At 48.8% G+C, this 19,866-nt stretch carries 17 protein-coding genes; 7 read left to right on the forward strand and 10 right to left on the reverse strand.

Annotation, left to right across the window (positions count from 1 at the left end; translation table 11 throughout):
- Positions 1-73 precede the first annotated feature (73 nt).
- A complete protein-coding gene (gene nagZ, locus HMPREF2560_RS00275) occupies positions 74-1,159 on the forward strand; it encodes a beta-N-acetylhexosaminidase (protein WP_070606775.1) in 1,086 nt (361 codons plus the stop codon).
- A gap of 77 nt (positions 1,160-1,236) precedes the next feature.
- Here the strand turns inward: nagZ and HMPREF2560_RS00280 are convergent, their stop codons facing one another.
- Entirely contained in the window at positions 1,237-1,983 is a 747-nt protein-coding gene (locus HMPREF2560_RS00280) for an amino acid ABC transporter permease (protein WP_070606779.1), read from the reverse strand.
- 326 nt (positions 1,984-2,309) lie between these two features.
- Between HMPREF2560_RS00280 and yegQ the strand changes: the two genes are divergently transcribed.
- Positions 2,310-3,665, forward strand: coding sequence for a prephenate-dependent tRNA uridine(34) hydroxylase TrhP (yegQ, locus tag HMPREF2560_RS00285; RefSeq protein WP_070606783.1), 1,356 nt, complete (start codon positions 2,310-2,312; stop codon positions 3,663-3,665).
- Between the two features lie 61 nt (positions 3,666-3,726).
- On the opposite strand, the gene hemC is transcribed toward yegQ, so the two are convergent.
- Positions 3,727-4,662 carry a hydroxymethylbilane synthase gene (gene hemC / locus HMPREF2560_RS00290; RefSeq protein WP_141748404.1) on the reverse strand — a complete coding sequence of 312 codons (936 nt, stop codon included), beginning with the start codon at positions 4,660-4,662 and terminating at the stop codon, positions 3,727-3,729.
- A gap of 118 nt (positions 4,663-4,780) precedes the next feature.
- On the opposite strand from hemC, the gene ybeY reads away from it, so the two are divergent.
- From ybeY to HMPREF2560_RS00315, 5 genes are all read left to right on the forward strand, one after another.
- Positions 4,781-5,296: an rRNA maturation RNase YbeY gene (ybeY, locus tag HMPREF2560_RS00295; protein ID WP_070606791.1), complete on the forward strand. Its 516-nt coding sequence runs from the start codon at positions 4,781-4,783 to the stop codon at positions 5,294-5,296.
- 1 nt (position 5,297) lies between these two features.
- Positions 5,298-6,140 carry an HlyC/CorC family transporter gene (locus HMPREF2560_RS00300; protein ID WP_070873634.1) on the forward strand — a complete coding sequence of 281 codons (843 nt, stop codon included), beginning with the start codon at positions 5,298-5,300 and terminating at the stop codon, positions 6,138-6,140.
- Positions 6,137-6,874 (forward strand): methionine ABC transporter ATP-binding protein, encoded by a 738-nt coding sequence (locus HMPREF2560_RS00305; RefSeq protein ID WP_004519679.1) that lies wholly within the window; start codon positions 6,137-6,139, stop codon positions 6,872-6,874. Before HMPREF2560_RS00300 ends, HMPREF2560_RS00305 begins: the two co-directional genes overlap by 4 nt.
- Position 6,875: 1 nt before the next feature.
- Entirely contained in the window at positions 6,876-7,562 is a 687-nt protein-coding gene (locus HMPREF2560_RS00310; protein WP_070587440.1) for a methionine ABC transporter permease, read from the forward strand.
- Positions 7,563-7,756: 194 nt separating this feature from the next.
- Positions 7,757-8,668, forward strand: coding sequence for a MetQ/NlpA family ABC transporter substrate-binding protein (locus HMPREF2560_RS00315; RefSeq protein WP_070587443.1), 912 nt, complete (start codon positions 7,757-7,759; stop codon positions 8,666-8,668).
- Between the two features lie 595 nt (positions 8,669-9,263).
- Here HMPREF2560_RS00315 and HMPREF2560_RS00320 read toward each other — a convergent pair.
- From HMPREF2560_RS00320 to HMPREF2560_RS00355, 8 genes are all read right to left on the reverse strand, one after another.
- Complete coding sequence (locus HMPREF2560_RS00320) at positions 9,264-10,283, reverse strand: FAD:protein FMN transferase (protein ID WP_070873635.1); 1,020 nt, start codon at positions 10,281-10,283, stop codon at positions 9,264-9,266.
- Positions 10,284-10,401: 118 nt separating this feature from the next.
- Complete coding sequence (locus HMPREF2560_RS00325; protein WP_070695420.1) at positions 10,402-10,896, reverse strand: nitrous oxide reductase accessory protein NosL; 495 nt, start codon at positions 10,894-10,896, stop codon at positions 10,402-10,404.
- The gene (locus HMPREF2560_RS00330; RefSeq protein ID WP_070873636.1) at positions 10,893-11,723 is read right to left on the reverse strand and encodes an ABC transporter permease; all 831 of its coding nucleotides are present in this window, start codon (positions 11,721-11,723) and stop codon (positions 10,893-10,895) included. Before HMPREF2560_RS00330 ends, HMPREF2560_RS00325 begins: the two co-directional genes overlap by 4 nt.
- Entirely contained in the window at positions 11,720-12,619 is a 900-nt protein-coding gene (locus tag HMPREF2560_RS00335; protein ID WP_070873637.1) for an ABC transporter ATP-binding protein, read from the reverse strand. Before HMPREF2560_RS00335 ends, HMPREF2560_RS00330 begins: the two co-directional genes overlap by 4 nt.
- Positions 12,620-12,675: 56 nt before the next feature.
- Positions 12,676-14,061 carry a nitrous oxide reductase family maturation protein NosD gene (locus HMPREF2560_RS00340; RefSeq protein WP_070873638.1) on the reverse strand — a complete coding sequence of 462 codons (1,386 nt, stop codon included), beginning with the start codon at positions 14,059-14,061 and terminating at the stop codon, positions 12,676-12,678.
- A gap of 192 nt (positions 14,062-14,253) precedes the next feature.
- On the reverse strand, positions 14,254-16,221 hold the full coding sequence (gene nosZ, locus HMPREF2560_RS00345) for a TAT-dependent nitrous-oxide reductase (RefSeq protein WP_070873639.1): 1,968 nt from the start codon (positions 16,219-16,221) through the stop codon (positions 14,254-14,256).
- 108 nt (positions 16,222-16,329) lie between these two features.
- Positions 16,330-18,675, reverse strand: coding sequence for a NosR/NirI family protein (locus tag HMPREF2560_RS00350; protein WP_210400409.1), 2,346 nt, complete (start codon positions 18,673-18,675; stop codon positions 16,330-16,332).
- Positions 18,676-19,086: 411 nt separating this feature from the next.
- A partial coding sequence (locus HMPREF2560_RS00355) for a porin (protein WP_283132693.1) occupies positions 19,087-19,866 on the reverse strand: 780 nt, incomplete at its 5' end.

The following is a 19,866-nucleotide window of genomic DNA, read 5'->3' on the forward strand; positions in this document are numbered from 1 at the left end:
TGAGATATTCCTACACTCTCAGGCCGTCTGAACATAACGATTATCCAATATATACATTATTCAGGACAAAACAATGAATACGCCTCATCTTCCACGCGGCCCAGTCATGGCCGACGTCGCCTCCTATCATCTGACCGAAGAAGAAAAACAACGCCTGCTCGACCCTGCCGTCGGTGGCGTTATTTTGTTCCGCCGCAACTTTGAAAACGTTTCCCAGCTCAAAGCTTTGGTTCAAGAAATCAAAGCCGTCCGTACTCCTGAACTCATCATCGCCGTCGACCACGAAGGCGGACGGGTTCAACGTTTTATTGACGGCTTCACCCGCCTGCCGGCCATGAACGTATTGGGCGAAATTTGGGATAACGAAGGCAAAGAAGCCGCCTGCGCCCAAGCAGAACAAGTCGGCTGGGTTTTAGCAACCGAACTCTCCGCCTGCGGTATCGACCTATCCTTTACGCCTGTATTGGATTTGGACTGGGGTCAATGCGCCGTCATCGGCAACCGCAGTTTCCACCGCGACGCCAACATCGTGACCCAGCTTGCCCTTGCCTTACAAAAAGGCCTGAACAAAGGCGGCATGAAATCTTGCGGCAAACACTTCCCCGGCCACGGCTTTGTCGAAGGCGACAGCCATCACGTCCTGCCTTGCGACGAACGCAGCCGCGAAGCACTCGAAGCCGCAGACCTTATCCCCTTCCGAGCACTGAGCCAGGCAGGCATGGCCGCAGTCATGCCTGCCCACGTCGTATACCCGCAAATCGACAGCCAACCTGCCGGCTTCTCCGAAAAATGGCTGAAACAAATCCTGCGCCAAGAAATCGGATTTAACGGCGTTATCTTTTCAGACGACCTGACCATGGAAGGCGCATGCGGTGTCGGCGGTATTAAAGAACGCGCCCGACTTTCTTTTGAAGCAGGCTGCGATATTGTACTGGTATGCAACCGCCCTGACTTGGTAGATGAATTGCGAGACGGTTTCCACGCACCGGCAAACGCTGACTTGGCAGCACGTTGGCAATACATGGCCAACACATTAACCGTACAAGAAGCTGCCGACATCATGGCAACCGAAGCATTCCAAGCCGCCCAACAGGCAACTGCCAAACTGGCAACGCCCAAAGACATCGCAGGCGGTGTCAAAGTCGGCGAAGCATTCTGATTTCAGACCGTCTGAAACATTGACGGCAAATAAAAAAGGAAGACTTGAAAAAGTCTTCCTTTTTTGATTCAAACCGATTAGCGGTGTTGCGGATTGTAACGGCTTTCCAATCGCAGGAATACCCAACCCAAAAAGCTTGTCAGCACCAAATAAATCAGCGCGATTGTATAAAGCGGCTCTTCATAGACAGAATAGCGTCCGGTAATCGTGCTTTGTACATAAGCCAACTCTGCCACGCCAATAACAGAAAGCAATGAGCTGTCTTTCAATAACGTAATAAACTCACTGGCCAATGGCGGCAACATACGGCGCAAAGCTTGCGGCAAAATCACATAACGCATTGCCTGAGTATAGGTCAGACCCAAAGAACGCGCAGCTTCCATTTGGCCCTTATCAATCGACTGGATACCGGCACGGAAAATCTCACAAATATATGCACCCGAGTTCGCAATCAACGCCAAAGAGCCGGCAATCAACGCACCATAAGAACGGCGCAAATCAATGGCTGCTTCGCCGCTAATCAATACACCGTCGGCCGGATGAACGAAAAATGGGAACCAAACATAAGCCCAAATCACAATTTGTACAAACAATGGCGTACCGCGGAACAGCGTAACATACCAAAAAGAAATCTTACGCAACACCCAAGCCAAGGCACGCATCGGCACACCGGCTTTTTCCGGATTGATCAAACGCGCCAATGCCAGCAGCAAACCCAAAACTGAGCCGCCTGCCGTTGCAACCACCGTCAGTCCCAGCGTTGTCAACACGCCGTATAAAAACATCCAGCGGTATTCATAAATAATGTCAAAACGAAAATCCATAACCCTTCCGTCGGTCAAAATCGGTAACTAATCCGAATATTTTTTAAAATGAAGCTTGATATTTTACAAGAAAATACATTGCTTGAACGGTTTTTTGTTAAATTATTCCGCCCAACCCTGTTTTTTTACATTTCCAATGAATTGCAGCCCCTTTTCACCTTTCATCATATTAGACATTTTCCGTATAAAAAACAAAGCGCAAACCCGACACAAAATTGACCGAAACACAAAAACAGCGGATAATCCGCCCATTCTTCAAACATCTTTCAGACGGCCTTCCCTCTTCCCTTGAAGGCCGTCTGAAAACATTTTAAAAAGCATAAAACATGAAAGCACCCGAACTCTTATTGCCTGCAGGCGGCCTCGAACGTATGCGCGCCGCCTACGATTATGGCGCAGATGCCGTTTACGCCGGCAGCCCACGTTACTCCCTGCGCGCCCGCAACAACGAATTTGCCAAACTCGACGTTCTCGAGCAAGGCATTAAAGAAGCGCACGAGCGCAACAAAAAATTCTTCCTGACCGTCAACACCCTGCCGCACAATTCCAAACTCAAAACCTTTGTTTCCGATATGGAGCCCTTGATTGCCATGAAACCCGACGCGCTGATTATGGCGGATCCGGGCTTAATCATGACTGTGCGCGAAAAATGGCCGGAAATGCCGATTCACCTGTCCGTTCAGGCCAACACCACCAACTACTGGGGCGTGAAATTCTGGCAAAACATCGGTGTCGAACGCATTATTCTATCACGCGAGTTGAGCATGGAAGAAATCGCCGAAATCCGCCAAGAATGCCCCGACATCGAACTCGAAGTCTTCATCCACGGCGCATTGTGTATCGCCTACTCCGGCCGTTGCCTGCTCTCCGGCTATTTCAACCACCGCGACCCCAACCAAGGCACCTGCACCAACTCCTGCCGTTGGGACTACAAGGTTCACAACGCCGTTGAAAGCGATGCGGGCGACGCCCAACTTCTGCAAGGTTTCAACTTTGAAAAAGCCCAAGAAGAAGCCAACCAAAACTTTGAAGGCATCAATGGTCAAAAACGCCACCCATACGCTGACAAAGTTTTCCTGATTGAAGAGTCCAACCGCCCGGGCGAAATGATGCCGATTATGGAAGACGAACACGGCACCTATATCATGAACTCCAAAGACCTTCGCGGCATCGAAGTGGTTGAAAAACTGGCCAAAATCGGCGTGGACAGCCTCAAAGTCGAAGGCCGTACCAAGTCGCTTTATTATGTTGCACGCGTGGCCCAGTCCTACCGCAAAGCGATTGACGATGCCGTTGCAGGCCGTCCGTTTGACTACGGCTTGTTGAGCGAACTCGAAGGCCTTGCTAACCGCGGCTACACCAGCGGCTTCCTTGAGCGCCACCAAACTCAGGATTACCAAAACTACCTGACCGGCCACTCCATCGCCAAACAAAGCCAATATGTCGGCCACGTTACCGAAATCGATGAAAACGGCTGGGCGACTATCGAAGTCAAAAACCGCTTTGCCATCGGCGATTCACTCGAAATCATCCACCCGAGCGGCAACCAAACCATCAAATTGGAACAAATGACCCGCAAAGGCCAGCCTGTCGATGTTGCCCCAGGCAACGGTATTCAGGTCAAAATCCCGAATATGCAAGGCAAAGAAAAAGCTTTGGTTGCGCGGATTATGAATCCTTAAGCATCAAAAAATAAAGGCCGTCTGAAAGTTTCAGACGGCCTTTTAAATGATCTATGCTGTTTTAAGCCTGTTCTTGCAATACGGCGGCAATCAATTCTTCCGCACCATCATCTGCGAGTTTTTTGGCGACTGCACGACCCAAGGCATCGGCGTATTCAGTAGGGGCTTGCGCGTCCGCCTGCAAAATGACCGAACCGTCAGGATGGCCAACCAAGCCGCGCAAGGTCAGCAAGCCGTTTTCTTCAGTGCAATATGCGGCCAGCGGCACTTGGCAGCTTCCGCCCAAAGCGCGCGCCAACGCACGCTCGGCCGTCACGCAGGCGTGTGTGGTATCGTGGTTCAATGGCTTTAAGACTTCGTACAAATCTTCGCGATGCGCTGCAATTTCAATACCCAATGCGCCTTGTCCGGCGGCAGGCAGGCTGTCGGATTCCGACAAAATCATGCGGATGCGTTCGTCCAACTCCAAACGCTGCAAACCGGCGGCGGCCAAGATAATCGCGTCGTACTCGCCGTTATCGAGTTTGGACAAACGGGTTTGCACATTGCCGCGCAAAGGTTTGATAACCAAATGCGGATAGCGCGCACGCAACTGGGCTTCGCGGCGCAGGCTGGATGTACCGACGACGGCGCCTTTGGGCATTTCTTCCAAACGCGCGTATTGGTTGGACACAAATGCGTCAAACGGATTGGCGCGTTCGCCGATGACCGCAAGCGCGAAACCTTCAGGCAAATCCATCGGTACATCTTTAATAGAATGCACGGCCAAGTCAGCCCGACCGTCATACAAAGCCTGTTCCAACTCCTTGACAAACAAGCCTTTACCGCCGACTTTTGACAAAGTTCTGTCCAAAATCTGGTCGCCGCGCGTGGTCATGCCCAAAATCTCGACTTCGCAATCGGGATACAGGGCTTTCAGACGGCCTTGGATATGTTTTGCCTGCCACATGGCAAGCAGGCTTTCGCGACTGGCGATAACGAGTTTTTTCGGGTTCATAATGGTTGCCTGAAAGATGGAAAACGGCATGAAGTCTATCATATTTTGGGCGGTTTTTCAGACGCCATGGGGGTGAATATGTTATATTTACGCCTAAAAACCAAATTTTCCGGACAACATGAAACGCGCCAAACAATATCCTTTTTTATCCTTACAACGGCAACGTTTTCATCTGAACTTTGAAAACGCTTCTTCCGCCGTCAACCTTCCTTCAGAGAACGACTTCTACCGCTGGGCGTGGTCTGCCTTAAAAAACGAATACCGCCGCGCAGACATCAGCCTGATTCTTCTGGACGAAGAAGAAGCCCGCGCTTACAACCGCGACTACCGAGGCAAAGATTACGCCACCAATGTATTGAGTTTCGCGCTCAACGAAGGCGAAATCCTGCCCGACCAGCTTTCAGACGGTCTGTATGGCGATTTGGTGATTTGCCCGCAAGTGGTTTTGAAAGAAGCCGCCGAACAAGGCAAAACACCTGAGCAGCATTTTGCCCACCTGACCATACACGGTACTTTACACCTGATGGGCCACGACCACATCGAAGACAATGAAGCCGAAATAATGGAAGCCGAAGAAATCCGCCTGATGCTGGCGGCAGGCTTCCCCAACCCCTACCAAGAGGACGAATATTAAAATGGACGGTACGCAGTCGAAACCCAAGTTTTTCGAACGCCTGATCTCCCGACTTGCCGGCGAGCCCGACTCCGCCGAAGACGTATTGACCCTGCTACGCCAAGCGCACGAGCAGGAAGTTTTTGACGCCGACACACTGACCCGGCTGGAAAAAGTATTGGACTTTGCCGAGCTGGAAGTGCGCGACGCCATGATTACGCGCAGCCGCATGAACGTATTGAAAGAGAACGACAGCATCGAGCGCATCACGGCCTACGTCATCGAAACCGCCCATTCGCGTTTCCCCGTCATTGGTGAAGACAAAGACGAAGTTTTGGGTATTTTGCACGCCAAAGACCTGCTCAAATATATGTTCAACCCCGAGCAGTTCCACCTGAAATCCGTCTTGCGCCCTGCCGTTTTCGTCCCCGAAGGCAAATCACTGGCCTCCCTTTTAAAAGAATTCCGCGAACAACGCAACCACATGGCGATTGTCATTGACGAATACGGCGGTACATCCGGCCTGGTAACCTTTGAAGACATCATCGAGCAAATCGTCGGCGACATCGAAGACGAATTTGATGAAGACGACAGCGCCGACAATATCCACGCCGTTTCTTCCGAACGCTGGCGCATCCACGCTGCCACCGAAATCAAAGACATCAACACCTTCTTCGGTACGGAATACAGCAGCGAAGAAGCCGATACCATCGGTGGCCTGGTCATTCAAGAATTGGGACACCTGCCCGTACGCGGCGAAAAAGTCATCATCGGCAGCCTGCAATTTACCGTCGCACGCGCCGACAACCGCCGTCTGCACACCCTGATGGCCACACGAATTAAAGAAAACACGGATAAACCATGATTATTCTGGATCACGTCTCCAAACACTATCAAACACGCGACAACAAAGACTTTGTCGCCGTCGAGCCGACCAGCCTCGAAATCAAACAGGGTGAAATCTTTGGCTTGATGGGCTATTCCGGCGCAGGCAAATCCACCCTGCTGCGCCTGATTAACTTATTGGAACGTCCGGATACAGGTACCGTCAGCGTGTGCGGCCAAGAGCTGACCGCACTCAACGCCACGCAACTGCGCCACGCCCGACAAAACATCGGCATGGTATTCCAACAGTTCAACCTATTGAGCAACCGTACCGTTGCCGAAAACGTCGCCTTCCCTTTAGAAATTGCCAAATGGCCGTCTAAAAAAATCCAAGCGCGTGTTGAAGAATGTTTGGAAATTGTCGACTTGCAAGACCGTGCCAACCATTACCCGTCCCAACTTTCCGGCGGTCAAAAACAACGTGTCGGCATTGCCCGTGCGCTGGCGCCGCAACCTCAAGTCATCCTCGCCGACGAACCCACTTCCGCCCTCGACCCCGCCACTACGCGCAGCGTTTTGAAATGTTTGGAAGACATCAACCGACGTTTCAACGTAACCATCGTCATCGTTACCCACGAAATGAGCGTTATCCGCCGCCTGTGCGACCGTGCCGCCCTCTTGGATAAAGGCCGTCTGCTGGAAATCGTTGAAGTACACGGCAACCAAATCCATGCCCAATCCGAAATCGGGCAAGAGCTGATTCGAGAGGACTAATATGGCAGATTTAACATTTGAAAGTGCTGTTGAGACCATCGTCAGCATGAAGGGCGAAATTATCCAAGCCTTGGGCGAAACCTTTATTATGGTCGGCCTATCGACTACTTTCGCCGTTATCTTCGGTACGATTTTGGGCGTATTGCTGTTTGTGACGTCAAGTCATCAGTTGCACTACAACAAACAGCTGAATTTGTTTTTGGACAACCTGGTCAACCTGATGCGCGCATTCCCTTTCGTCATCCTGATGATTGCCATGATTCCTGTTACACGCGCCATCATCGGCACGACCATCGGCCCGGTTGCCGCCTCATTGGTATTGAGCGTATCCGGCCTATTCTACTTCGCCCGTCTGGTTGAGCAAAACCTGCGCGAAGTACCCAGAGGCGTAATTGAAGCGGCCTCCGCAATGGGTGCCTCACCCATGAGCATCATCTGCAAAGTGCTTTTGAATGAAGCGCGCGCAGGTATGGTTTCCAGCATTACCGTACTGGCTATTGGCCTTTTGTCGTACAGCGCGGCGGCAGGTATGATTGGCGGCGGCGGTTTGGGCGACCTTGCTATCCGTTACGGCTACTACCGCTATCAAATGGAAGTCATCATCTTCATCGTTGCCATCCTGGTTTTACTCGTTATCCTGATTCAAGGTATCGGCAACAGATTGGCGCGCAAACTGGATAAACGTTAAACAAACCAGGCCGTCTGAAATGGACTTACTATTTTTCAGACGGCCTGTTATCTATTTAGAACATATTAGGATATACCAAATAAATCTACAAAAAACACCCTCATATTCCCAAAATAGATTTACAATTCCTCTTTTTTTGACGGCGGCAGCTTAAGGCCGTCTGAAACCGTTTTATCATCCATCTGGAGCAAAATATGAAAACCAACACATTCTTCAAAACCCTTTCTGCTGCTGCGCTGGCCATCGTATTGGCTGCCTGCGGTGGTCAAAAAGACAGCGCGCCTGCTGCCTCTGCTGCTTCTTCTGCCGACAACGGCGCAGAGAAAAAAGAAATCGTCTTCGGTACAACCGTCGGCGACTTCGGCGATATGGTAAAAGACCAAATCCAACCGGCTTTGGAGAAAAAAGGCTATAAAGTCAAACTGATCGAGTTCACCGACTATGTGCGCCCCAACCTTGCTTTGGCTGAAGGCGAATTGGACATCAACATCTTCCAACACAAACCTTATCTGGATGACTTCAAAAAAGAACACAAACTGGACATCACTGAAGCCTTCCAAGTACCGACTGCACCTTTGGGCCTGTACCCTGGCAAACTGAAATCTTTGGACGAAGTGAAAGACGGCGTCAGCGTTTCTGCGCCTAACGACCCATCCAACTTTGCCCGTGCATTGGTTATGTTGAACGAATTGGGCTGGATTAAACTGAAAGCCGACGTTGATCCGCTGACTGCTTCTAAAAACGATATTGCCGAGAATCCAAAAAATATCCAAATCGTAGAGCTTGAAGCCGCCCAACTGCCACGCAGCCGTGCCGACGTTGACTTTGCCATCGTTAACGGCAACTACGCCATGAGCAGCGGCATGAAACTGACCGAAGCCCTGTTCCAAGAGCCAAGCTTTGCCTACGTTAACTGGTCTGCCGTCCGCACTGCCGACAAAGACAGCCAATGGCTGAAAGATGTAACCGAAGCCTACAACTCTGACGAGTTCAAAGCTTACTCACAAAAACGCTTTGCCGGTTACAAATATCCTGCTGCATGGGGTGAAAACGCAGCTGCAGGCGCTCAAGCCGAAGCTGCTTCTACTGCTTCTGCAACCAAATAAGTAACTTTTTGAAAAAAGGCCGTCTGAACATTCAGACGGCCTTTTTCTATTGATGATCTATTCCCAAAGCTCAAAACAAGTTTTTTGATTAACGCCAAATACTTACGTAATTCCCTTTTTAAAACCAAATCAATATGTTGTAAAAAAGTTCAATAAGAAATCATGTTTTTATTCAATATAATCAATCACTAAATGAATTATTCTACTTTTTTATAATATTCACTAGTAATGTTCCGCTTATCCTGATATTATACCGTTTATCTAAAGACATCCGGTTATCTGCATTACAGACCGTTCATCTGAATTGCTTCAAACCACTTTGTCGGATTTTCCCATGTATGTTGTGTTTCTCCGTATCGAAGGGGTTTGAGCGGTCGAAATACCGTTTTGCTTAGATATTAAAGCTTCGTGCTTTGAAATGAGTGAATTTTTGTTTTAAGTGTCGTAATCTCTTGCTAATTACTCCCAGCTGCAAGAGTTTCAGGGTTGCCCCTTGGGCAGCCCTTCTTTTTTTATATTTCATTATTTCAATATTTTAGACTTTCCCTTATTCATATATTCAAAGCAACTGGCAAAACTATTCTTTTTCTCAATCTCAAATCTTCTTCAATTCATTATTTGGCATCACCAGCCAAACCTGTGCCTTTTTAACTTGGGCCGCTGCTCGGATGGCCGCTTCATCCATAATAGAAAATGCGGTAGAAAAAGCATCGGCAACTGCCGCACTTTCCGCCATGACGCTCATGCTTTTATAGCGCGGTTGGCTTCCGCCTGTACGCGGATCAAAAAGATGGGTAAATTTGCCAGCTTCGTCCATCACCGTGCCATAGCCGCCTGATGTGGCAAAGGCTTGATTTTTCATGGCAATGGTGGTCAGGATTTGGTCTTCTTGGTCGGGATTGCGGATGCTGACATTCCACTCGCGCTGGTTGGCATTATCAAAACCGTAAATCTCCCCCATATCAATCAATGCCTGAGAAACACCTTGCTGCTTCAACAATTCGGCTACTTTGTCGGTGATATAGCCTTGGGCAATGCCGTTAAGCGACAAGCCCATGCCTTTTTGGGCAAAACGGATTTCTTTGGTATCAAAATCGACTTTGTTGAAATCCACTAATTTAAGCGTATCTTTGATGCTGCGTTCGGACGGCGGCGTTTCGGTTTTAGGGTTTCGTCTGAAGTGGTCGGCATACAGATTCCACAAAGGCTGAATACTGGGATCAAATGCGCCTTGCGTCAGCCGATGAATATCTCGGCTGATACTGAGCAGCTGCAAAAAATCGGATGGCGGATTTTTCAGACGGCCTTCTCGGTTTAAGCGGCTGATCAGGCTGTCATCCCGATACAGGCTGAAGATTTTTTCCAACCGTGAAACTTCCGCTAATACTTTGTTGACCAATATTTCTGCCTGCTTGCGCTCAACGCCGAACAACCGCAATTCCGCGCCCGAACCCAATGCAATGCCTCTCCAAATAACTGGCTGCTCTTCTTGATTTGGGCTGGTCGGATGAGTCGGTTGATTGGTTTTGCGGCTGATGGCAAAAGGAATGCCGACACCGGCGGCAAGGGTGGCAGCTATGGCAAGGAAACGGCGGCGCGTTAAAGGGGTGGACATAAAGTATTCCTTAGATTTTTTATCTTTATATTGAAAGCCGCATTCATTAAATCAGCAATCGGCAGCTTCCAACACAAAGGCCGTCTGAAACTGTTTCAGACGGCCTTTATTGGTTGTTTTATTTGAAAATGTATTCGTCGGGCATCTCTGCAAAACCGACTACTCTGCCGCCTTTTTCTTTGGCGAATTTTTCAGCCTGAGCCTTGTCGGCAAACGGAAGCGCATCTTCCGCACCCATGCCGCCGATAAAGCTGCTTTCGATAACGTAATAGGCTTTTTTCGCATCTATCCATTCGGCGTCAGCATTGGGTTTTTCCCAATCTTTGACTTTACCCATATCGGTAACATAGATGACATGAATGCCTTTCGGCTCTTCGGGCAGTTTGGTGTAGCCGAACATTTGCTTGATGGTGGAAAACCAAACCGGTTTGTCAGGTTTGCCGTTCAAGAAGATTTGCGCTTTAGGGCCGTTGTGTTCGGTCAAATTCATGCTGCAGTAGTGACCGACTGCGCTGTCGCTAATTTGTTGGGGCGCAGGCGGAGGGCTGTTGTCCTGCTTGCTGCAGGCTGCCAATGCGATGAGTGTGAAGGTTGTCAATAATATTTTTCTCATATTTGTCGCTTTCCGAAAATCCAGGCGGCTAAAATCAAAGGAATGATAACCCATAATACCTGAGCCGTCAGCAAAACAGGCATACTCAGGCTGATTTGTTCGCTCAAACCCGCCATGCCGGCATACATGGCTGTATTTTCGTAACCCGTCAGGTTCAGCAGGCGATATATGTCTGCGGGGTTGAACAGAAGAACGGTTTCCACTACAGGCGCGGTAATGACTTGTTCGGTATCGGCAACCAAAACACCCAAAAGCGCCATATCGAAAATCACCACAAAAAACAGCCATACGCCGATGGCGATACCGGCGGCGGTACCGCGTTCTTTGACTTTCGCGCTAATCAAATATCCCATGGACAAAAAGGCTGCGCCAAGAATCACGCTGGCAGCAATCAAAAGGGCGAAAGGCTGCCATGCGGTAATATCAAAACCGCCGTTGGCAAGCTGAAGGGTAATACCTGCCAATCCGTAGCCTGCCGTGGTAGCAAGGGCAAGAATGATGAGATGGCCGATAAATTTACCGGCAAGGATTTGGTTGCGCGAGATGGGGTAACTTAGCAGCAACGCCATTGTACCGCGCTCGATTTCGCCAATCAGTGCATCATAAGAGAGCAACATCGCAATCAGCGGAATCAAGAAGATAGACAGGCTGGACAGACTGACTACGGTTACCGTCAAGGGATCAACCTTGACCGAACCGGTAGGCGAGCTGCCGAGAAAGCCTAATGACAGTGCCAATGCGGCAAGCAAAAGTGCGGCGGCAAGAACCCAACGGTTGCGCAGGCTGTCGCGGACTTCTTTGCCGGTAATAATCCAAACGGGGTTCATACGTCTTCCCTCTTCAAGAATTGCGCGTACATATCGTCAAGTGTAGGCGTGTGGATATCGATGTAGGCAAGACTGCCCAAATCACCCAATTCGCTCAAAAGAGCCATGCGCTCTTCTGCTTTACATTGCGCTTTATACGACAGGCCGTCTGAAAGCGGCTGCCAACGCTCGCTCAACGGACGCGCTTCTTTCAAACGGACATTGACGGTCAACGGCAAACCACTTTGGACATGCAACTCATCCATGCTGCCATCGGCAACTTTCACACCGTTTTTCATGACGATAATGCGGTCGGCGTGGCCGTCAAGCTCGGCCAGTGCGTGGGTGCTGAGCAATACGGTTGCGCCGCGCCCATTGAGTTCGCGCACAACTTCATAAAACATTTGACGCGAAGCCGGATCAAGGCCGGTAGTCGGCTCGTCAAACAATAGAACTTTAGGCTCGCCCAACAAGGCTTGTGCCAAAGCGAGGCGTTGGCGCATCCCTTTGGAATAAGTGCCGACGCGGCGGCGTGCGGCCTGGGAAATGCCGACACGCTCGAGCAATTCGCGGTTTTTACTCAGGGGCTGTTTTTTAAGTTTGGCATAGAAATCCATGGTTTCGATACCGGTCAATGAAGGGTGCAATGCAACCGTTTCAGGCAGGTAACCGATTTGGCTGCGACGCTGCGCCCCTGCTTTACTGCCGGTCGGTTCTCCCAAAAGCATCACTTCTCCCTCGGTCGGCGTAATCAGACCGAGTATCAGCTTCATAATGGTAGATTTGCCTGCACCATTGTGTCCTGCCATGCCGACGCTCTCGCCAGCCTTGAGAACCAGATCGACTTGGTTGACGGCCTTTTGGCTGCCAAACTGCTTGGTCACGTTTCTTAATTCAACGTGGTTGGTACTGCTCATGGATATTCCTCTAGTGAATGTTTCAGACGGCCTTTGATATTGGGCCGTCTGAAAGGTTACATATTGGCATTTCCGCCTGTCAGCGCACCGTTTTCGGCATTACCCCATTCGGATTGGTGCGTTTTTGCTTCATACAGCAATTCGTCCTTCATGGCTTCGTATTTGGTTGTCGTTTTATTGCGGACGGGGTTCATCAAAGGCTTGCTGTCAATTACGCCGCCGGGCAGGATGGCGGGAAATTGCGATTGCGCCCATTTGACAATGCTGATGGCAGGGCTGTTCATCAATAACCGGGCGACGGGTGCGCGCCAGATGATTTGGTCGATAATCCCGTTGGGACGGTAGGCACTGTCGCCGAAGCCGTCGCCGTCAAGGTCAAAGGCGCTGTTATCGCTCCAATAGTTGCCGCGACCACCCTCGCCCCAATCAAGGAAACGGGTGCTGACGTATTTGACTTGGCTTTCGTTGTTGATAAACGAATTATTGAACAGGCTTGTGCCTTCAATGGCCGCGGTAAAGTGAATACCGATTTGACAGTTTTCAAAATGGTTGTCGAAAATTTTATTGTAGTTGGCATTGTAGGCAAACACGCATTTGCCTGCCTTGTTGATCACATTATCGTGAATTTCGGAATAATTGACGTAGTTGAGCATAATGCCTTGGTCGCGGCTGCCAACGGCAATGTTGCCATACACTTTCAGGCGTTCGGAAAACATCAGCACATAACCCATGTTGTTGCCGACGGAGATATTGTTGCTGACTTCGCTGTCATTGGTGTACATATAATGGACGGCAAAGCGCAAGTCGCTAAAGCGGTTGCCTTTGTAGGTATTATGGGTACTGGTATTTGAAAAAATACCGTCACGGCCTTTAGAAATATCGTTATCGACCACTTGCGCACCGGGCGCATTCCAGACGGTTACACCGTTGCCGCGTTCGTTGACGCGCAGGGTTGCATCGCCGATGATTTTATTTTCCCGCACCATGGATTCTGCTGCACCGTGAATATACACGCCGACAGAATTGTCGATGATGTTATTATGCTCCACCAGCGCGCGCGTTGCCGTCTCTTCTAAATAGATACCGGCATCCATTGCCGGCAAACTCATGCCGGAATGGGAAACAGTCAGATTGCGCAAAGTTACATCAGGCGCATGAACGGCAACCGTCCTCCCGCTCCGGTCGCCGACAATCTTGGCGGAACGGTCAGCAGGGCCTTCGATGGTAATTGGTTTGTCGATATAGAGTTTGGTTTTGTATGTACCGGAGGCAAGCTTGAGCGTATCGCCGGCTTGGGCGCGCGCCAAAGCATCATTGAGATTGTCTTGTGCGGATACGTTGATGACTGCGGCAAAGGCCGTCTGAACCATGCTGCCAAGCAGCAATACGAGTGCGGCACGTTGCCATTTGGAACGATGGATTTGTGTGTGCGTCATAATCATATCTCTGTTTCAGACGGCCTGCTTGCCGCATGATAAACCGATGCGGAAACAGGTATTTTGGTGTTATAGCAAAGCTGTCTGATGATGGCTTTCATTTTGTGGCCATATCGGCCGACAAACAACTTTGCTATAAAGGCCGTCTGAAAGAATGTTTTTTCAGACGGCCTGAAGAATTAAATCATCAAACCGAAATTATTTTGGTTTAACAATCATTTGGCCAGACATTTCCATGTGCAATGCGTGGCAGAACCATTGGCAGTAGTACCAGTGTACACCTGGACGGACAGCTTTGAAGGTTACAGAAGATGTCGCTTGCGGGCCAATCTCCATAGCAATGCCATAACCTTCCAAAGTAAAGCCGTGAGTCAAGTCTTCAATGGTCTCAACGTTGGTTACATATACGGTAACTTCGTCGCCTTGGTTCACTTCAAATTGAGGAACGCTGTAAGCAGGCGCAACGGCAGTCATGTACACGCGTACTTTGTTGCCTTCACGTACGACTTTGGCAGCTTTTTCCAGCTCAACACCGTCTTTTTGGGCTTGTTCCAAAGCTTCTTGCCAGAACCATGGGTCTTTGCGGTCCCAAGTTTTGCTTGGGTTCACTTTAGACGCGGCAACCAAGCACAAGTCGTGCGGTTCGGCAAAAGTCGGATTGTCATGCACCAGACGCATTTCGTCGCCGGAGATATCGATCAATTGGTCACACTCAGGTTTCAAAGGACCGGCATTCAAGAAGCGGTCTTTAGAGAACTTGTTCAAAGATACCAACCATTTACCGTCGGCTTCTTTGGTTTCACCCATGGTAGTGTGGTTGTGGCCCGGTTGATAGTGAACGTCGAGTTTTTGTTTGATCGGATCAATTTTCTCGCCTTTATAGGCTTTAATCGCATCGTCGATGTTCCATTTCACCATTTGGCTGTCGATAAACAATGTGGTATAGGCATTGCCGCGACCGTCAAATGCAGTGTGTAATGGGCCAAGACCCAGTTGAGGCTCGGCTACGACAACATCGCGCTCTTTGATTTTACCTGCAAACAAGTCATCCAGTTTGCTGACATCCAATACGGTAACGGTTGGAGACAGTTTACCGTTGAGCATAATGTATTTTCCGTCAGGGCTTGCATTACAGCCGTGAGGAGAGTTAGGAACCGGGATGTAACGAGTGTATAGAGAGTTGGCTTCCGCACGACCGTCCAACATTTTCACGCCGTTAACTTCTTTGAAATCGCCTTTTTTGATGCCTTCTTCGATGGCGGCCAGGTTAAATACCACACACCAGTCTTGTTCGTTAGAAGATGCACCTTGTACAGTCAGAGCACGCTCAGAGTTATAGCAGGTAGAGAAAGAGTATTTACCTTGGTAGTCGGCATCGCCATTATCCAAGTTACCGTCTACCAATACTTGCCATGCGATGTCCATAGTTTCGCCGTCAACGGCAGTATAAACGGCATTCCAAGTTTTAGGATCATCCCATTTGCCTACGCCGTCAACAGGAACGATATGCTCGCCGTTGGCAAAGACGTAGCCGGTTTTCGGATAGCGTTGAGGACGCAGACCGTGAACACCTGAAACGTTTGGAATTTCAACGATTTTATCGGTTTTCATCACATCCAAGCGGATACGGCAAACACGGTTGTTTGCTTTATCGTTGGCATATGCATAGCGGCCGTCATAAGTTTGATCGGTAAAAGACAAGTGCGGGTGGTGCAAGTCGCCGTTAGGGTAGCAGCGCAGACCGCTGTCTTGCAGGAATTTACGGGTTTCCGGCGTAATTTTTTCATTCAAAATACGCAGGCTCTCGTTGGTACGACCCCAACCGGTAGCGCTGTCCATATTGAATACAGGGATACGCATCAACTCACGCATAGAAGGTACACCGATCAAGCGCATTTCGCCTGATTGACCGCCTGACAAGAAACCGTAGTATTGGTCAAGTTCGCCTGGACCGACTTCGGAAGTTTGTTTGCCCGGTTCGGCAGAATGAGCAGCGGCTTTTTCGGCAGGTGCAGCACCGGAAGCAGCAGCTTTATCACCCTCGCCGTTAGAGCAACCGGCCAAGCCCAACAAACCGGCACCGGCAATACCTGCACCGGAAGCAGCGGCAGTACCTAAGAATGAACGACGGCTTAAGCCGTTTTGTTCTAATTTTTCGTCTGACATACGACACTCCTTGGATAAAATCCGGCGGCCGATTTTTCAGACGGCCTGCCGATGAAAAACTTTCTAAGTCGGGCTGCCGATACAGCCCTCTTTTTTATTGATAAATTACTACTTGTCGACACTGATTGCCGATTCTTTTTTAACAAACTGGACGACTTGTTCTTGGGTATTTTGCGTTGCTGCCGCATCATGCTGTTCAGCTTTTGCCGCCGCTTGTTTTTGTTTTTTCTTATTCGTTGCCACTACTTGAGGACAACGCGTATCGTGATGATACATTACCTGACAATGCAGACATTGGATACATTCGTTCGGATGAATGTCGCCTTCAGGTGCAATCGCCTGTACTGGGCATTCGTGTGTACAAATCTGGCATGGGTTACCGCACATTTTATAACGGCGCAGCCAATCAAACACACGGAAGCGGCCCGGCAATGCGATACCTGCACCCAAAGGACACAGATAACGGCAGAAGAAACGTTCGATAAACAAGCCTGCAATCAGCAAAGCGGCAGCGAACAGAATAAACCACCATTCACGCATGAATTTCAAAATAATTGCAGTTTTGAAAGGCTCAATTTCAGCAAATTTTTCAGCCGTACCCAAATCGTACAGGGAAATTGCCAACAAAGCGAAGAAAATTACATATTTAATCGCACTCAGGCGGGTATGCAACAAGTGTGGCACTGTAATTTGTTTCAGACCCAATTTTTTGGCGATACGGTTGGTTAACTCTTGCAATGCACCGAAAGGACACAGCCATCCACAGAATGTACCGCGGTTCCACAACAGCATGGTCGCCGCTGTAAAGAGCCACAGAATGAATACTAGCGGATCCATCAGGAAAAATTCCCAGTGGAACTCAGTCAAAACAGCTGAGAACAACGTCAAAGTATTCACTACCGATAATTGTGCCTGAGCATACCAGCCGATATAAAACAGCGTAAAGGTCAGGAAACAAAGACGGAATCGGTCATACCATTTTTCGTAACGGACAATCCAATCTTGGAACAGGAATACCAACAGAAGAATTGTCAAAGCAATACCGACAACCACGATTTGACCTTGTTTGGCTTTCCAAACCTGTTTCCAAAGTTGGTTGGATACGCCTTCCTCAGCCGTTGCATCTTCTGCAATACCTGTACTTTCCTCCGGAGCAGAGGCTGCCGCAGCCACCGGCTCAACCGGTGCACTAATTTCAACCGGCGGTGCTTTAGGATCGTCAACGTAGTAGCCTTTTGGCAATTCATAATCCAAATCGGCAGTTACAAATGCCTTATCATTTACGCTCAATACGCGTTGAATCATCAATTGCAAACGCCATGGTTCAGCACCATCAAATTCCACACCTTCGGGGATAGTGAACCAAGAAACTTCTTTAAATGCAGGCGCACCTTCGGCAGATAAAGCAACTACACGTTCATGTTGCGCATCGGTAAAGCGGAAGCTGGTATCGCCTTGAATCATTTCAATACGGTCAAAGATACCGCCGCGGACATAACCTGAACCTTTCCAAGAATAGCGACCCTCGCCGGCCACCATCACGGCTTCTTGGCCAGGTTTCAAACGTTTTTGCAGGTTGTTCCAACCGGCTTCACCTAAAAGGCTTTTACCGATGGAAGGTTGGCTGACCAAGGCAACATACAGATCAATAAATGTATCATTACCATCGCCCTGCTCCGCATGATCTGCCACACCTGCTTTACCGCTTTTCTCAAACAGTTTATTGATTTCGTCGATAGAAATATGCAGATGACCGACGGCTTTTTGTTCCAAAAGTGCATTCCATGACAGGATATCTTGTTTGTCTTGATTGGCAACACGACGCGGACGAGTTTGAACGGCCGGTTCGGCAGACTGCTCGCCGGAAGTAGCTGCCGTACCGGCTTGAACTGCTTTATCTGTACCCAAATGATATTGATTGATTACTGCTTTAACAGAGCGCTGAATACTGTCATTGATGACCATTAGGGTTACAGTCGCACCACTAATAATATCCCCTGGTGCAACACCTGGTTGAGGCGGGTTTTTAATAAAATTTAAGCCGATATATTTGTCAATGAATTTATCGACACGGGATTGCGGGATACCGATCAGCATAATCGGCTCATGGTGCTCAACCAATTTTGCGCCGGCAATAGTGCCATCATTGGCCAATGCAACCATCGTATCGATCGGTTTGCTCGAATAACCGCGCGTATTGACTACGTCAGTTGTGATATAAACCAAGCCAAGCTGCTCTTCGCCCTTGTACACGCGAGCAACCAAGGGCTTACCTTCAGGCTTACCGTAGCGGTCAGCACCTGGGAAAATTTCAGACGGCTGAACTTTTGCCAAGAAATCAGGCAAGCGTTCCGCGTAAGCAGGCAGGCTTACCATCATCATGAAAAATACAGCGAACAGCACAAGGATTCGTTTCCAAATGCCACTTAAGCACTTCATTTCAAGACAGGACATGGCTATTCCCGATATATCGATACTCTAAACACTTATATTATATGAATCATCTATCGGCAATAATTTGATTAAAATCAAGTTTACAAATCTTAAAACCAGATTCTACATACTAATAATACTTTAGAACTACCTTAAATGAACCTTTTATTATTAGGCATGAAACATAGAAAAATCAACTCAATCCAATAATCATCCCTATATTATTAACTTATTTATAATAATACTCAAAATAATTTCCAAAATTTCATTTAGCATATATTGAATAGAACCTGACTTAAATTTCCATAGGCCGTCTGAAAACGAATATTGAAAATACTTTAACCTACCCCTGCAATGACAAAATACATTTCTTACAAAAACAAAAAGAGCCTGTATAAAACAGGCTCTTTTTCAGACTAATCTTAAGTCAGATTAGAATTTGTGACGCAGGCCAACAGTACCAGCAGTTTTCTCGTATTTGTAGTCGCCTTTGCCTTCTTTCAACCAGCCGGCAGACAACAGGGCAGAAGTGCGTTTAGAGAAGTCGTAGTCAGCACCAACGATAACTTGGTTGTAAGCGCTGTTCTTTTGTTTCACGCCTTCTTCTTTAGCTTTGAAACCGTGAGCGTAAGAAACACGAGGAGTTACGTTGCCGAAGCGGTAAGCAGCAGTTGCACCAACTTCAGTACGTTCGTTTTTCTTAGCACCAGCTACGTCAGCTTTAAAGCCTTCGTATTGGCCTACAACAGCAACCATCAGGTTGTTAGCATCGTAACCAGCAGTCAGACGGTGAGCTTGGTGATCTTTGTAAGTACCGGCAGCCAAAGTAGTGTTGCCGTTGAATGCATCCAAGTAGCCAGCATCCAATTCAGCGCGTTTAGCGTAAGAACCAGCATAGCGACCGAAGAAGCCAGAGTTTTCGTAGTTCAGGCCCAAATCGTAAGATTCACGGCTTTTCACAGTGTGAGTGTATTTGTCGCCAGGATTAGCATTGTCGCGAGGTTGGTATTGTACGCTTGTGCTGAAACCACCAAATACAGGAGAGTCGTAACGTACAGACACTTTACGAGTATCTACACGTTTGATTTTACCCAGTTGCAGAGCGTCTGCGTTAGCGGCACTAGATTCCCAAGGGTCGAAGCTGTCGCTGCTGTCTTTCAGAGCAGTGTTCAGGTTACCGGCACGAACTTTACCGAAGCCACCTTCCAAACC

Source organism: Neisseria sp. HMSC078H04 (assembly GCF_001838135.1).
Taxonomy (GTDB): Bacteria; Pseudomonadota; Gammaproteobacteria; order Burkholderiales; family Neisseriaceae; genus Neisseria.

Coding starts and splice junctions, on each gene's coding strand:
- nagZ (WP_070606775.1), top strand. CDS start 74: ATGAATACGCCTCATCTTCCACGCGGCCCAGTCATGGCCGACGTCGCC.
- HMPREF2560_RS00280 (WP_070606779.1), bottom strand. CDS start 1,983: ATGGATTTTCGTTTTGACATTATTTATGAATACCGCTGGATGTTTTTA.
- yegQ (WP_070606783.1), top strand. CDS start 2,310: ATGAAAGCACCCGAACTCTTATTGCCTGCAGGCGGCCTCGAACGTATG.
- hemC (WP_141748404.1), bottom strand. CDS start 4,662: ATGAACCCGAAAAAACTCGTTATCGCCAGTCGCGAAAGCCTGCTTGCC.
- ybeY (WP_070606791.1), top strand. CDS start 4,781: ATGAAACGCGCCAAACAATATCCTTTTTTATCCTTACAACGGCAACGT.
- HMPREF2560_RS00300 (WP_070873634.1), top strand. CDS start 5,298: ATGGACGGTACGCAGTCGAAACCCAAGTTTTTCGAACGCCTGATCTCC.
- HMPREF2560_RS00305 (WP_004519679.1), top strand. CDS start 6,137: ATGATTATTCTGGATCACGTCTCCAAACACTATCAAACACGCGACAAC.
- HMPREF2560_RS00310 (WP_070587440.1), top strand. CDS start 6,876: ATGGCAGATTTAACATTTGAAAGTGCTGTTGAGACCATCGTCAGCATG.
- HMPREF2560_RS00315 (WP_070587443.1), top strand. CDS start 7,757: ATGAAAACCAACACATTCTTCAAAACCCTTTCTGCTGCTGCGCTGGCC.
- HMPREF2560_RS00320 (WP_070873635.1), bottom strand. CDS start 10,283: ATGTCCACCCCTTTAACGCGCCGCCGTTTCCTTGCCATAGCTGCCACC.
- HMPREF2560_RS00325 (WP_070695420.1), bottom strand. CDS start 10,896: ATGAGAAAAATATTATTGACAACCTTCACACTCATCGCATTGGCAGCC.
- HMPREF2560_RS00330 (WP_070873636.1), bottom strand. CDS start 11,723: ATGAACCCCGTTTGGATTATTACCGGCAAAGAAGTCCGCGACAGCCTG.
- HMPREF2560_RS00335 (WP_070873637.1), bottom strand. CDS start 12,619: ATGAGCAGTACCAACCACGTTGAATTAAGAAACGTGACCAAGCAGTTT.
- HMPREF2560_RS00340 (WP_070873638.1), bottom strand. CDS start 14,061: ATGATTATGACGCACACACAAATCCATCGTTCCAAATGGCAACGTGCC.
- nosZ (WP_070873639.1), bottom strand. CDS start 16,221: ATGTCAGACGAAAAATTAGAACAAAACGGCTTAAGCCGTCGTTCATTC.
- HMPREF2560_RS00350 (WP_210400409.1), bottom strand. CDS start 18,675: ATGTCCTGTCTTGAAATGAAGTGCTTAAGTGGCATTTGGAAACGAATC.